The organism is Collinsella stercoris DSM 13279, from assembly GCF_020735465.1.
In the GTDB taxonomy this organism is placed as follows: domain Bacteria; phylum Actinomycetota; class Coriobacteriia; order Coriobacteriales; family Coriobacteriaceae; genus Collinsella; species Collinsella stercoris.
This window is the reverse complement of sequence record NZ_CP085935.1, coordinates 1639684-1653946: the sequence shown is the minus strand read 5'-3', so window position 1 is coordinate 1653946 and position 14263 is coordinate 1639684. Positions and strand designations below refer to the sequence as shown.

Below are 14263 nucleotides of genomic sequence, written 5' to 3'. Positions count from 1 at the left end.
GCTTTTTCGAGGTTCCTATCGAACCGTCACGGCGACCTGCGAATAGCGCGTGCAGGGGCGTTTTCCGCGGGTCTTTACCGAGAGGGTGAGGACGAATCGGTCGCCTGTTTGGGCGTCGGCGGGTACGGTGAACGTGCCCTGGACTCTGCGAACACACCAACTTGCGAGGTCCTCGACCTCTCGATAGCTGCTAGAGTGAGGCGAAACAGTCCATGTTGCATCGAAGCCGGCGCCATCGGGGTCGATCACCTGTGCCTTGAGCTCGATACGCTCGCCTGCGCTCGCCTCGCAGTCTGCGGTGGCGTTCTCGATGCGAGCGGGGTGCGAGCATTCCTCGGGTTTGTGCGCGCACCATTGCGCCCGTGCGGCAAAATCCTCCTGGTAGGCGCGGAGAAACGGGTTGACGTTATGATTTGCCGGTTTACCCAGGGAGTCCAATCCCATAGGTGCGCCCTCGACACTGGGCGTGTCGCCATCGCGGAACGTCGGCCCGAGAACCGTATCGAAGGAAGGGTCGCCGGCGCCGCGCAAGCCAAAGTCGAGCAGTGGGATGTAGGTTGTCGAATCGCCTTCGGCCATGAAATCGCCGCGCTCGAACCGCATGGGCTCCACACCGGGCCAGCCCCAGTCCAAGGTGGCGTGTATTCCAAATTGGAATCGATCTGGCTCGTTCTCGTAGATTTTGCCATCGCCGTAGAGCATGTAACGCTCCATGAGGGGGCCATTGCCCTCAATGAGGTTTTGCGCGGGCCATGGGGCGCGGAAGAGCTCGATGGAGTCGGGTTGCGCGGATTTGGCATCGACGTAGCGGCCGTAGGGAAACGGGGTGCGCAGAAGCTGGAGCTTGGGGAACAGCGGCTCGCCGTAGTCCTTCCACGAGTTGTCCTGGCCTACGCCGTCCATGACGCCCAATACGCGGACTTTGGTATACACGCGCTCGCGCACGTCTTCCCAGAGGGGCGTCTCCACGTATTCTGCGGCGATGCTCATGAGCGCACGGACGATGGTGTTCATCCCGCCCCAGCTGAGCAGCCACAGTGTGCGTGGGTCGTCGTCCATGATTGCGCGTTTGATTGCGTCGGATCCGGGTGTGTCTTCGCGCACGTCGCCCTCAAAGGCTACGTTTCCGACATATGTGCGCGCGATGAGCTCCTCGGGCGTGGGGAATGCCGGCTCTCCGGCGACCTGCGCGTTTGCTTGCAGATTGGGGTATGCCTGAGCGTACTCGCGCTCCCACAGGTTCTCGATCCAGCGCTCGGGGAAGGGGCGGTACCGGCGGAGAGCTCCCGCTTCGGGATCGGGCTCGCGCGGCACCACGGCGCACTCGTACGAGCGCACACCTTTGGTGCGCCAATGGGGGTTGACCTCGCCTAACGTGTGGATGCCATCGCCTTGAAAGTGGTACTGCGACGCCGTGTAGACGATTGCCTCGAGGTCGATGTGGTTGAGGTACAGCGCGAGATGGATGATCGAGTTCATGTCGTCGACTTCCATGTCCGTCGTGATGATGACGCGTTGTCTTTCCTGCACGATGCTCCTTTCGTTCGGTGGCGGCCCTTGGTTGCGCAATGAGAGCGTCTCGCCTCTGCGATGCTCGTTGGCTTAGCGCCTCTGCGCGGCGGCCCACTCCCAGCAGCTCACAGGCTCGCCGTCAACGAGTACGTTGCGACCATCGAGATCAGTGCGGCAGAAGTCGTTGAACTGGTGGATCCACACGCCATGGTTGAACGTCTTTTTGGGCGTTCCGTCTGCCTCGCGATAGCGGCCGGTGAGATCCTCCACGTGGTCGAAGTAGGTCATGTGAACCTCGGCTCCGGCTTCCGCAAGCTTGTGGTAAAGCGGCAGTGCGGTGTCGAGCGGATCGACGAGCTCATCGCCCTTGGAGTGGATGAACCACAGCGGCGTTTGGCCGAGCGCCTTGATTACTTCGGGTGTCTGGTTCTCGGTGAAGAACGGCGCGCAGCATGGAATACCCGCGGCGAAGAAGTCGGGGTAGTCGAGGCACATGCGTACCGTCATAAACCCGCCGTTGGATAGGCCGGCGATTACGATGCGGCTCGCGTCGATCTGATCGGTATGTTCGGCGACAAACTCGTCAATGAGCGCCTTGAGGGCTGCGGTGTAGATGCTCCTGTTGGAATGGCCGAGCTGCTCCACGCCGTCATCCATCCAGAACGTGGGGCACTGCGGCACGAGCACCCATGCGGCGCCATCGAAATACCTTTGGATGGGGTTCTGAGAGAGGGAGGTCACGCGGTTGCCCGTGTAGGCGCGTTCGGGCCCCTCCCAAGTCGCCTCGCCTACGCCCTCGCCGGCGCCATGCAGATAAACGAGGAGCGCGGCCTTTTGGGGCTTGGGCGCGGGTTTGGCAAACGGGCCTGCGAGGGCGGGGTCCGTGGGCGAGAAATCAGGCTCGAAATACCCGTATTTGAGGCTGACGCCGTCGATCGGCTCCGCCATCTCGCCGACATTCCAGCGTTCGAGCGCGGGGCAAAGGGATGCGCGGAGCTCATCGAAGACCAGTCCGGACAGCGGAACGGGGCCGTCGACGACGGAGATCTCGCGCACCTGCGTCACCGTGATGTCGCAATCGACGTATTGGGAGCCGAGGACGCCGCCCTCGATGCGTTTGGTGAGACGCTCCTCGCTCGTCTCAAGTGCCACGTGCGAGCTCGCGGCGAGGCGGTGACCCTGCTCATCGCAGGGATACGCGTCGATGATGCCGATGTAGCCCTGAGAGGGGAGGGAGACGCGGGAGCCCTTTTCCTTGAGCATCACGATGGTCCCATCGCGCCTACGCCGCGCGCAGAAGGCGCTGAACGCGTCGGGCGCGATGTCGCCGGCGCGCACGTCATGCGGAAGGTCGAGGATGATCTTGGAGATCCAGGGGCCGAAGTCGCCCAGGGTCGTCACGGTTGCGTACGTGAGGGAAGTCATTCGTGCTCCTTCTTGATAGACATAACCTAAACATGTTTAGTATAGAACGATATCGATATCCTGTTGAGGCAATCTCGGCCAACGGTGTTTGAATGGAGGCAAACAAGTCAGGTTGATAAAATAGCAGGTAAATTGGCCGGTAGTTCAGAACTTGGCATATGATGGGGACTCAACCCCATAACGTTCACCTTCTGTTTACTACCGTTCACCGTTAAAATAGGTGATAAAGATTGATATTATGCATAATGAAATACGTAAACGTTCAGTAAACATAACGTTTAGCCAATGAAAGTCGGTTGAGCGTCGTTTGCTGTACTGGTAGGCGCCCGCCGGGGCCGTAAGGGGTTATAGCCAGGCGGGCGAGAATCGACCGAGAGGTCGCATGGAATTTGGGGAGGGGTCCCATGGCAGTAGACAACAAGCAGATTGCCACCGATGTCCTCGCACTCGTAGGAGGAGCCGAGAACGTGCAGGTGGCCACCAACTGCATGACGCGCCTGCGCCTTACGCTCAAGGACAACGCCAAGGCGGATGTCGAGAAGATCAAGAAGGTCAAGGGCGTGCTCGGTTGCCAGTTCTCCGGCAGCCAACTGCAGGTCATCATCGGCCAGAACGTGCCCAAGGTGCTCGATGAGTTCGTGGCCATGTCCGGCGTCAAGCAGGGTGCCGTCGTGAACGAGAACCTCGATGCGCCCAAGGAGAAATTCGAGCTCAAGCAGCTCTCGAACATCATCCTCGACTACCTGTCCGGCTCCATGACCCAGCTCATCCCGCTGCTGATGGCCGGCGGTCTCTTCCGCACCATCGCCGCCGTTCTCGGGCCGACCATGATCGGCCTGCTGTCCGATACCGACCCGACGTACACCTTCCTCTATACCACCCTGTACGAGGCGACGTTCACCTTCATCCCGATCTACCTCGGCTACGCCGCTGCCAAGAAGCTCGGCGCAAGTCCGGTGCTCGGCATGCTGCTCGGCGGTGCCCTGATGGCGCCCTCCGTCGTGAGCGCTGCCGCTGAAGGCGGAAGCGGAATCATCTCCGTGTACGGCATTCAGATCGCCGCGGCGAACTACCAGCAGTCCGTGCTGCCGATCATCCTGTCGGTTCCGGTTCTCTATTTCGTCGAGAAGTTCTTCAAGAAGGTCATGCCCGATGTCCTCTCGACCGTCTTCACGCCCTTCTGCACCATGATCGTCACCATTCCGATCGCCTTCATCGCCCTTGCCCCGCTGGGCAACCTCATCGGTAACGTCATCGCCAATGCGCTGTTCGCCGTGTCCGATGCCGGCCAGATCGGCGTCCTGTTCGTCATGGCGATCCTCGGCGCCTTCTGGCAGCTGTTCGTCGTCGCCGGCATGCACATGCCCGTCATTCTGCTCGCCCAGGTCCAGATCATCGCCGCCGGCTACGACCCGTTCGTCTTCGTGTCCACCAACTGCGCCATGGCCGCCGTCTGGGGCTGCGCTTTCGGCGCCTTCCTCAAGATGAAGAACAAGAACGAGAAGGGTCTCGCTCTCGGCTACGTGATCTCCGCCATCGCCGGCGGCGTGACTGAGCCCGCGCTTTTCGGCATCCTCATGCGCTTCCGTCGCACCATGCTCGGCATGTTCATCGGCGGTTCCATCGGCGCCGTCTTCTCCGGCCTCATGGGCGTCACCTACTACCTGGCCGGTGGTGCCTCTAACTTCCTGGTGTTTACCAACTACCTGCAGGGCGGTCAGATGAACACCGTGTGGGCGATCGTCGGCATGGCAATCTCCTTCGTCATCGCCGCCGTCGTGGTGTTCGCGACCGGCTTCTCCAAGGAGGAGCTCGCCGAGATGGACGAGGAAGAGGCTCCGGCTCTCGCCTAGCGTGTAACGCGCATATCTGAGTAGGCTGAGATGGCCCCCGCCGCTCGCCTACATTGACTCAGGGCCCCGCTCGGCATCCGCCCGGCGGGGCTTTCGTTATCGAATCTGCTATCCGATAATTCGACTTCGGGCACGGGTCGAGAAGAGAAGGGAATCGCATGGGACTTGGCAAGCTCGCGGTGAATGACCGCAAGGACGGCTTCACGCTCGACGGGAGGCCATGGTTCTGGCTGGCGGATACGTGCTGGGGCGCCTTCACCAGCATCGAGCTGTCCGATTGGGAGTACTACCTCGCGCGTCGCGCGGAGCAGGGCATCAACGTGCTGCAGATCAATACGCTTCCGCAGTGGGATCGCTGCCGCCCGGACCTCGGCATCTACCCGTACGCCAGCGAGGACGGGACGGTGTTCGACTGGTCTGCCCCCAACGAGGCGTATTGGGAGCGCGCGCGAGAGATGTGCCGGATGGCGGTCGAGCATGGTATCCGCCCGGCGCTCGTCTTGCTGTGGTGCAACTACATCCCGGGTACGTGGGGGTCGATGATCGCGCAGAAGCTCGGCGCGCCCGTCATGCCGCTCGACGAGATCCGCTCCCATATCGAGCGCGTCGTGAGGCATCTTGGCGAGTTCGATCCCGTCTACGTGGTTACGGGCGATACCGATTTCAAGTCGGACGAGGCGATTCGCTATTATGAGGAGGGCCTTTCCGCCGTGTGCGAGCTGGCGCCGAACGCCCTTCGGTGCATGCACATCAACCGTGCCAACCGCACGATTCCCGAGCGGTTCATCGATCGTTTGGACTTCTACATGTACCAGCCCGGCCATAATTACGAGGGTCAGAGCGAGGCGTGGAAGCTCCCCGAGGATTTCCGTGCGAGCTATCCCCAAAAGCCCCTGCTGAATTCAGAGCCCTGCTACGAGCAGATGGGCGCGAGCCGCAACGTGTACTGGCGCTTCACGGCCCAGGATTGTCGTGCAAGTGCCTGGTCGGGCATCCTCTCGGGCGCCGCGGCGGGTCTGACATACGGCGCGCACGGCGTATGGAACTGGCAGACGGCACAGAGCAAGGGATCGGTGTTGGGCGAGGGCTTCGACATGCCGTTCCGTTGGCAGGAGTGCCTGCAGTTCCCTGGCGTGTGGGACTATGGCATGGTGCCCCACGTGCTCAATTCCTTAACCGAGGGCGGCCTTCACGCGGTCGTGCCCGCCCAGGAGCTGCTGGACGATGCCCGCGAGGCCATCCGCGTTGCGCGCGTGGGCGATCGCGTGGTCGCCTACCTGCCGCGTACGACGGCGCTCAAGCTCCATGGGTCGTTTGCCGATATGGAGGCGGTCGCATTCGATCTCGAGGACAAGCGCGTGGCGCATCTGCCCATGCGTGTGGACACCCAGACGGGGATGACGCGCGTAGAGCAGCATCCCTTCGGCCACGACGCGCTGGTGATCCTCAAGCCGGCCGCGCATTAGGCGGTTTGCTTGTCTGACAGTTGTCTATGCCGCAACGAAGTAATGAAGCCCCAGTGCCAAGTGCGCTGGGGCTTCTTGCCGTGCGGGTCAATCATTTCGCGAACTGAGCGCGTTCGTGACTGACGTGCCTCGAAAATTCAGAAATAATGGCTCGATTTTTCAGAAAAATGGGCTCGAAAATTCGATAAAAGTCGCTCGAAAATTATTTATACTAAATTCATTGCCCGTTCACGCGGAGGTGATATGTATGGGTCTTAAGCCTTCCGGATATTTGCCTCGACTGACAGATTCGATTATCGAACGGAGGATGAAGGCATTCGGCGCCGTGGAGGTTGCCGGTCCGAAGTTCTGCGGGAAAACATGGTCGAGCATGGCACAGGCGGCGAGCATAGCTCATTTGGACGATGCGGGCACTCGTCGCATGGCGGAGCTTGACGTATCTCTAGCACTCGAAGGGCAGCTCCCCCATGTGATTGATGAATGGCAGGACGTTCCGACAGTTTGGGACGCGGTGCGGCGAAGCGTAGACGAGCATGGCAACAAGCGTGGCATGTATCTGTTGACGGGTTCCTCGACGGTCGATAAGAGTAAAGTCTCGCACAGCGGCGCAGGGAGGATAGCGACGGTCCCCATGCGCACCATGAGTTTATTCGAGAGCGGGGAGTCAACGGGGGCGGTCTCTCTTCGTGGATTGTTCGAAGGCCAGTTTGTTGGCGGTGTGGCATCGACTGATGTACGCAAGCTTGCCTATGCGATTTGCCGAGGTGGATGGCCCGCGGCGCTCGAGGGCGATGATGGACTGGTCGGAGATATCGCGGCGCAATACCTGGATGCACTATTTTCTGTGAGCGCGGTAAAGGCCGGACTTGATTCGCGCATGGCTCGGAGATGCGCATCGTCGCTGGCGCGAAACATGGGGACGTCCCTGACGTATCGCACGATGTACGCCGATTTGCATGAGGGAGTTGTGCCATCGGGTGTCGCAGCATCGTATTTTCAAAGTGAGCTCGAACCCTACGTTTCATTTTTCGAGGATCAGTATTTTATAGAAAACCAGGCCGGCTGGGACGCTCCTATCAAATCTAAGTCCAGGATTCGCTCAAAGCCAAAGCGCACGTTTACGGATCCCTCACTGCCCGCTTCGTTGCTGGGAATGTCTCCCGAGCGCTTGTTACGCGAGACACAGACATTCGGCACGTTATTCGAGGAGCTGTGCCTTCGTGACGTTCGCGTGTACAGCACCGCATTGGGCACAATGCCGAATCCCATCGTTTCCTATTACGGCGACGCTGACGGGCTTGAGGTGGATATTGTTGTCGAACTGCCTGATGGGAGGTGGGGGGCATTCGAGGTCAAGTTGAGCGAAGAAAAGGTGCCCGCAGCGGAGGCGAACTTGCTACGCTTGAGGGATAAAATCGCTCGCAACCCAGCGGCGCGCAATGCAGACCCTTCGTTTTTGGCGGTGCTCGTCGGTAAGGCATCATATACGTGGAAAATGCCGAGTGGCGTCTATGTCATACCCATCACGGAGCTTGGAGCGTAGAGTTAACTCAATTTCTGCCGATTTCGATGTTGCGAAAAGTTACCGCGCCGTTATCGATAACCCTCCCATAAGGGGAGGGGGAAGAGAACGTCCTCGAATTTGGCCCATTCTGCGGGATAGTCGATTTCATCCGGACGGGCAACCCAGCGCCCCTCAAGGCCGTACATCGCCGCCATGGCGCAGGAGAACGTGTCGTGCGCGTTGACCCCCTCCGGCACGCTCCATGCAATCTTCTGCTCCGGGTCGGTGATGTTCTTCGAGCGCTTATTGAAGTAGTCGTGCATTGGGCTCGCCGTGCTCATGCCCTCGGTGTTAAGCGTTTGGAACAGCATGACGAGTTCCGGCTGGTTGTTGTTCTCGGCAACGACGAGGCGGCAGTACTCGGGGATTTTCGGCTGCTGTCCCTCGAGGGCCCCGCCGGGTGCAAAGAGCGAAACATAGTCATCGGCCGATGAGCAGCGATCGTAGTAGTGTCGGATCACTTCTAGGAGCAGTCCGTGCTTGCTGCCCACGTAATGCAAGACGCCGGGCTGACTAATGCCTACGGCATCGGCGACCGCCTGGAGGGACATGCCGGTGTAGCCGCGCTCGTTGATAAGGCGGACGGCAGCCTGGACGATTTGGTCGAGGCGTTCCTGTGCGGCGACGCTGCGCTTCGCTGCGGTGCGCACAGATTTTTTGGGGGATGTTTCGGTCATTCGTGGTTCTCCTCAAGTGGGCGCGGGTGGGAATATGCCCGCGCCCTCCCAATGCTAGCTGAAATTCGTGCGAATGGTTGACGCCGCACTCTGCTTTCGTGGAGAGCATATGCCGTTCACCTAGGGATTCATACCGCTTGCAGAGATAAGTACTTACTGAGTACTAAGTAACCTTACTATGCAGATAACAAGTTACTTAGTACTCAGTAAGTAACGTGCTGGCGCATCCCAGATCGCAACCTCTCTCCCGATCGTCCTCGAATCCAAGGCAGAACCCCTCCTTGTGGCTTCGAGGGTGCGCCTCCTTTTGCGCATCACCACTTCGAAGGGAGCCAATCTCATGGCCCAGCAGACAGCAACAGCGACGTTTGACGAGAATGTCATTGCCCCCGACACGGGAAAGCCCATGCCGAAAACGGAGACATGGCGCTTCATGATCGGTTTCATCATCTTCGGCGTCATGTGGATGATGTCCGGCACAATCGGCTCGAACGTATTGTTCCCCGAGCGCTTTAACGGTTTGGGAATCGGTCAGCCCGAGGCGATTCTGGCGACCATGAACTCCGTCGGTTCCGTGTTCGCGCTCGTGTCGAACCTCGTGTTCGGCGCCCTTTCCGACCACTGCCACTCTCGCTTTGGCAAGCGCACGCCGTTCATCGTGGTGGGCGGCTTCATCTGCGGTGCCGCGTTCTGGAGCACTTCGGTTGCCACCACACTTCCCATGATCGTCGCGTCGTGGTGCGTCCTCCAGATCGGTCTGAACTGCATGCTTGCGCCCGCCGTGGCGGTGCTGTCCGACCGCATCCCGCTCAATAAGCGCGGCACGCTCTCGGCGTTTTACGGCGGCGGTGCCACCGCCGGTCAGTCCGTCGGTACCATCATCGGCACGCAGTTCCTCTCCAACCCGGTCCCCGGTTTTGTGATCGGCACGGTCTCCTGGTTGCTCACCGGCATCCTCGCCATCATCATCTGGCCTCGTGAGAAGTCTGCCGCGCTGGCGGATGGCGAGAAGAAGGAGGAGCTGAACCTCGTCTCGCTCCTCAAGATGTTCGTTCCGCCCACCAAGAACTGCCGCAACTTCTACCTTGCCCTGGTCGGTCGTCTGCTCCTCATCTTTGGCTACTTCTGCGTCAATGGCTACCAGCTCTACATTCTCGAGAAGTACATCGGCTTGCCCGTTGCCGAGGCGGGAGCGGTTCTGTCTTCCATGTCCGTTGTGATCATGGTGGTCTCCCTCATCTCCTCACTGACATCGGGCGCCATATCCGACAAGATCGGCGCGCGTAAGCCCATCATCGCGGTCGCCACCTTGCTTATCGCCGTTGGCATCGCCGCGCCGTGGATCCTCAAGTCCGTCATGGGCATGTACGGTTTCGCACTGCTCGCCGGTCTGGGCTACGGCATCTACTCCTCCGTTGACCAAGCGCTGAACGTTGACGTTCTCCCAAGCAAGGAAGAAGCTGGCAAGGATCTCGGCATCTTGAACATAGCCAACACCATCGGCCAGATTCTTGGACCCATTGTCACATCGTCCATCGTGGTCGCCACCGGCTCCTACTTCATGGCCTTCCCCGTCGCGATCGTTCTTGTCGTGGTTGGCTTCGTCTTCATCGCGCTCATCAAGGGCGTCAAGTAAATCCTGGAGATACGCCCGGGGAGCTCAAGGTAGCCCCGGGCGCCTGTAGATTGATCATTCCAAAATGGGAGGAAACCATGAAGTCTGTAGAGCAATATAAGGTCTTCAGCGTGGAGCTTGAGGGCACCGCTGAAGGCAATCCATATGTCGACGTGACGTTTGGCGCTCGTTTCGAACGCGCTGACGGCGGGGATGCCGTGGACGTGCCCGGATTCTACAAGGGTGATGGCACCTATGGGGTCAATTTCATGCCCGGAAGCGCTGGCGCGTGGAACTACGCCACGCATTCCAGCGACTCCGCCCTCAACGGAGTACAGGGCTCGTTCGAGGTGACGCCGGCGAGCGGGGACAACCATGGTCGCGTGCTTCGTGCCCGCGACGTCCTGCCGCGCGAGGCCCCGTTCAGCACGGAGAACGACTTCACCTTTGCCTATGAGGACGGTACGCGCTACCTGCCCTTTGGTACCACGTGCTACGCGTGGACCAATCAGGATGAGGAGCTTCAAGAGCAGACGCTCGAGACCTTGTCCCACGCCCCGTTCAACAAGATCCGCATGTGCATCTTCCCCAAGTTCTACGACTACAACGTGGAGGATCCGGCGATGTACGCGTTCGAGGGCTCCAAGGGGGCGTTCGACCATACCAAGTTCTACGAGCCGTTTTGGGAGAACCTGGAGAAGCGCATCGCCCAGCTCGACGAGCTTGGCATCCAGGCGGATATTATCCTGCTGCACCCGTATGACAAGCCCGAGGACTGGGGCTTCTCCCGCATGACCAAGGATGAGGACGTTTTCTATCTCACGTATGCGGTGCGTCGCCTTGCCGCCTACAAGAACGTGTGGTGGAGCCTCGCGAACGAATGGGATCTCCTGCCCTGGAAGCCGGCGGAGGATTGGGACCTGTACGCTCGCATCGTCATGGCCAACGACCCGTACGGCCACCTGCGCTCAATCCACAACTGCCGCGAGATCTTCGACCATAGCCATCCCTGGATCACCCATGTGAGCTGGCAGCGCTGCGATTTGCAGCGCACCGCCGAGTGCGTGGTCGACTTGCGCGCCCAGTACGGTAAGCCGGTGATCGTTGACGAGGCTGGTTACGAGGGCAACATCAACTGGGGCTGGGGCAACCTCACCGCCGAGGAAGAGGTTCGTCGGTTCTGGGAGGGCTGCTTGCGCGGTGGCTATGTGACCCACGGCGAGACTTTTGTCGACCGCGGACCCAAGCTCTGGTGGGCGCATGGCGGCAAGCTGTACGGCGACTCTCCCGAGCGTATTGCGTTTTGCCGCTCCTACATGGAGTCGCTGCCGAGTGGAATGGATTGGGTTCCCGACGAGATCGGCGTGATTGACGGGACCTTCACCTGGGACGTGACGTGCATGGCCGATTCCATGGGCAAGGGCACCGATGACGTCCTCATGTACTTCGGCTTCTTCCGCCCGGCGTATCGTGAGTTCACCGGAGACGAGGGCAAGCGCTACCAGGTTGACGTTATCGACACGTGGAACATGACCGTCGAGACCCTGCCGCAGGAGTTTGAGGGTGCGTTCCGAATCGATCTGCCCAGCCGTCAGTACATGATGTTGCGCGTGCGCACGGTCAAGGCGGAGTAGCCGTACTGCCTCGACTCGAGGTTGCCCCCGTTCGGCCGCATTGCGCGCTCGCACGGTGGCCGCACGTCTTACACGGGCGGCATGTAGATGAAGGAAAAAGGGATGGACGAGTTTTTTGGTATTGATATCGGCGGGACGAGCGTTAAGTGGGCGGTCCTCGGAGAAGATTTCTCCATTCGCGAGCGTGGGTCTATCCCAACGGATTTCTCCACTGCGGAAGAGGCGGTCTCGACCCTCATGGAGATCGTCGAGCCGTACGCGGACCGTGTCCGGGCGATTGGCGTGAGCGCCCCCGGAGGCATTTACGAGGGGGATCCGGACGGCGTGATCCATCGGGGCGGTGCGCTCGCCTATATGGACGGTTGCCCAGTGGGCAGACTGCTGCGCGAGCGCTTCGACATGCCGGTCGCCGTGGACAACGACGGCAAGTGCTGCGCTCTGGGCGAGTACGCCGCGGGCGCCCTGCGCGGCGCCTCCACGGGCGTTGTGCTCGCGATCGGGACGGGCATCGGCGGCGGCATCGTCGTGGACGGCAGGGTCCTGCGCGGCGCCAACGGATTCGCGGGCGAGTTCAGCTTCATCCGCAACGACGCGCAGGCGCCGGTCTCCATGGGGAATATCTTCGGCGGGACGGGTAGCTGGCGCACGCTGGTGGCCCTCATGCTCTCCGAAAAGGGCATGGAGGACGACGGCACGGTGGACGGGCGCAGGGCGTTCGAGTGGGTCGCCGCGGGCGACGAGGCCGCACGGCGCGGGCTCGATCGCTACGCGCTCATGTTCGACAACATGCTGCTCAACCTCCAGGCCGTTCTTGATCCGGACGTGTTCGCCATCGCGGGCGGTATCAGCTGCCACCCCGAGCTCATGGAGGCACTCGAGAGGCAGATGGAAGTCGCGCTCTCGGGCTTCGCGGGTCCGCTCGCCGGGTTTCCGAGGCCCAACGTGGTCGCCGCTCAGCTCGGTAACGACGCCAACCTGTACGGTGCCGTTCAGGGCGCGATGCGTCTGGCGCAGTCTTAGCGTGCTGTTGGCTCAACGCGCGTAGGGCAGCATCCCTTCGGCCACGACGCGCTGGTGATCCTCGAACCGCTCGCGTAGGCGTAGCGACCGTGCGGGGCGTGCGACCGACCGTTCAGTGGTAAAGCCGTTGACCAAGTCGTGTATGTGCGGCAATATTGCAACGGGCGTCGGCATGTGCCGACGCCCGTCTTTTTTACGGGAGGGAATATGGCCGCCAAGGTGACGCTCAAGGAAATCGCGCAGGAAGTCGGCCTGTCCCCCTCAGCCGTGTCGCTCGTTCTCAACGACCGGCCCTGCCGCATCTCCGAGGAGAACCGCCGGCGCATCAAGGAGGTCGCCGCGCGCAAACGCTACGTTCCCAATCAGATCGCCCGCAGCCTCGTGATGCAACAGTCCCGCACGTTTGGCCTGATCGTCCCCAACATCGAGAGCCGCTTCTTCTCGTCGCTTGCGCGCAACCTTGAGATTCGCTGTCGCGAGCACGGTTATGCGCTATTCATCATGAACTCTGATGTGTCCTCCGAGCACGAGGACGAGCTTGTGCGCTTGCTGGTCAATCGCGGTGTGGACGGCTTGATTTTGGTGACCGCTCATGAGATCGATGCCGATGAGCAACTTGTCGAGAGCCTGTCCACGCTGCCCGTGCCCTTGGTGATGGTCGACCGTTTTATTGACGGTGTCGCTTGCGACCGCGTGCGTTTTGACAGCGAGCTCGGTGGCTTTTTGGCGACGGATTGCCTGCTGCAGCACGGGCATACGCGTATAGCGTGCCTGGTCAACACGTCGTCGAACACCGGTCGCGCGCGCATGACGGGATATCGCCGGGCGCTCGAGTCGCACGGGGTCGCGGCCGATGACGCTCTCGTGTTCGAGAGCGACTACTACATTGCCGATGGCGCCGCGGCGACGGAGCGCGTGCTCGAGAGCGATGCGACCGCGATTTTCGCGAGTTCCGACAACATCGCCTTGGGTGCGCTCAAATGCCTGTTCGCGCACGGGAAGCGTGTGCCTCGCGACTATTCGCTTGTAAGCTACGACAACTCCGCTGCCGACGCGCTGTTTGAGCCGGCGCTGACCGCCATCGAGCAAAACGTTTCAAAGCTTGCGGACAATGCGATGGAATTGCTACTCAAGCGCGTGAACGAGCATGATGGGCACGAGTTTGAGGACCGTGTTTTGGCTCCGCGCCTGGTGTGCCAGGCGAGCGTTGCGCCGCTCGATCGCTGAGCCTTTCCTGCAAGTTGCGTAGGAGAAACTTCTCCGCACGGGCTGCCTGCCCTCTCCTGCCGTTCGCTCCCGGCGCCGATGGCAAAATCCATGCCAGCGGCGCCGGAGGAGAATGGCCGGTGGGCTGGGCGGCTGTTCGACCGACTGGCTGGGGTGTTAGTAATTAATATGTGCGGGCTTTAATCTGGCACGGTGAGTAGAGCACCAATTCGACCGGATGCCAACTGGGGTTTTGTGCTCGGATGAGCCGCGCTACTTGATCGTTACGGA

General features: G+C 60.7%; 10 protein-coding genes. 7 read left to right on the top strand and 3 right to left on the bottom strand.

All coding sequences use genetic code 11. The features are described 5' to 3' along the window. Positions 1-15 precede the first annotated feature (15 nt). Entirely contained in the window at positions 16-1530 is a 1515-nt protein-coding gene (locus LK434_RS07095) for a nucleoside hydrolase-like domain-containing protein (RefSeq protein WP_006719678.1), read from the bottom strand. Positions 1531-1602: 72 nt separating this feature from the next. Next, positions 1603-2937 carry a prolyl oligopeptidase family serine peptidase gene (locus LK434_RS07090; protein WP_006719680.1) on the bottom strand — a complete coding sequence of 445 codons (1335 nt, stop codon included), beginning with the start codon at positions 2935-2937 and terminating at the stop codon, positions 1603-1605. Positions 2938-3341: 404 nt separating this feature from the next. Here LK434_RS07090 and LK434_RS07085 point away from each other — a divergent pair, with 404 nt between their 5' ends. The 3 genes from LK434_RS07085 (at position 3342) to LK434_RS07075 (ending at position 7799) form a co-directional block, all read left to right on the top strand. Beyond that, positions 3342-4790, top strand: a complete 1449-nt coding sequence (locus tag LK434_RS07085) for a PTS transporter subunit EIIC (protein ID WP_006719682.1) — start codon at positions 3342-3344, stop codon at positions 4788-4790. Positions 4791-4948: 158 nt separating this feature from the next. After that, positions 4949-6256: an apiosidase-like domain-containing protein gene (locus LK434_RS07080; protein WP_006719684.1), complete on the top strand. Its 1308-nt coding sequence runs from the start codon at positions 4949-4951 to the stop codon at positions 6254-6256. 247 nt (positions 6257-6503) lie between these two features. Continuing rightward, positions 6504-7799: an ATP-binding protein gene (locus LK434_RS07075; RefSeq protein WP_040360478.1), complete on the top strand. Its 1296-nt coding sequence runs from the start codon at positions 6504-6506 to the stop codon at positions 7797-7799. Between the two features lie 50 nt (positions 7800-7849). Here the strand turns inward: LK434_RS07075 and LK434_RS07070 are convergent, their stop codons facing one another. Continuing rightward, complete coding sequence (locus LK434_RS07070; RefSeq protein ID WP_006719688.1) at positions 7850-8497, bottom strand: TetR/AcrR family transcriptional regulator; 648 nt, start codon at positions 8495-8497, stop codon at positions 7850-7852. 340 nt (positions 8498-8837) lie between these two features. On the opposite strand from LK434_RS07070, the gene LK434_RS07065 reads away from it, so the two are divergent. The 4 genes from LK434_RS07065 (at position 8838) to LK434_RS07050 (ending at position 13993) form a co-directional block, all read left to right on the top strand. Continuing rightward, positions 8838-10133, top strand: coding sequence for an MFS transporter (locus tag LK434_RS07065; RefSeq protein WP_006719690.1), 1296 nt, complete (start codon positions 8838-8840; stop codon positions 10131-10133). Positions 10134-10210: 77 nt separating this feature from the next. Next, positions 10211-11746 (top strand): DUF5605 domain-containing protein, encoded by a 1536-nt coding sequence (locus LK434_RS07060; RefSeq protein WP_006719692.1) that lies wholly within the window; start codon positions 10211-10213, stop codon positions 11744-11746. A gap of 102 nt (positions 11747-11848) precedes the next feature. Next, positions 11849-12766: an ROK family protein gene (locus tag LK434_RS07055; protein WP_040360479.1), complete on the top strand. Its 918-nt coding sequence runs from the start codon at positions 11849-11851 to the stop codon at positions 12764-12766. 207 nt (positions 12767-12973) lie between these two features. Next, complete coding sequence (locus LK434_RS07050; RefSeq protein ID WP_006719696.1) at positions 12974-13993, top strand: LacI family DNA-binding transcriptional regulator; 1020 nt, start codon at positions 12974-12976, stop codon at positions 13991-13993. Positions 13994-14263: the final 270 nt, after the last annotated feature.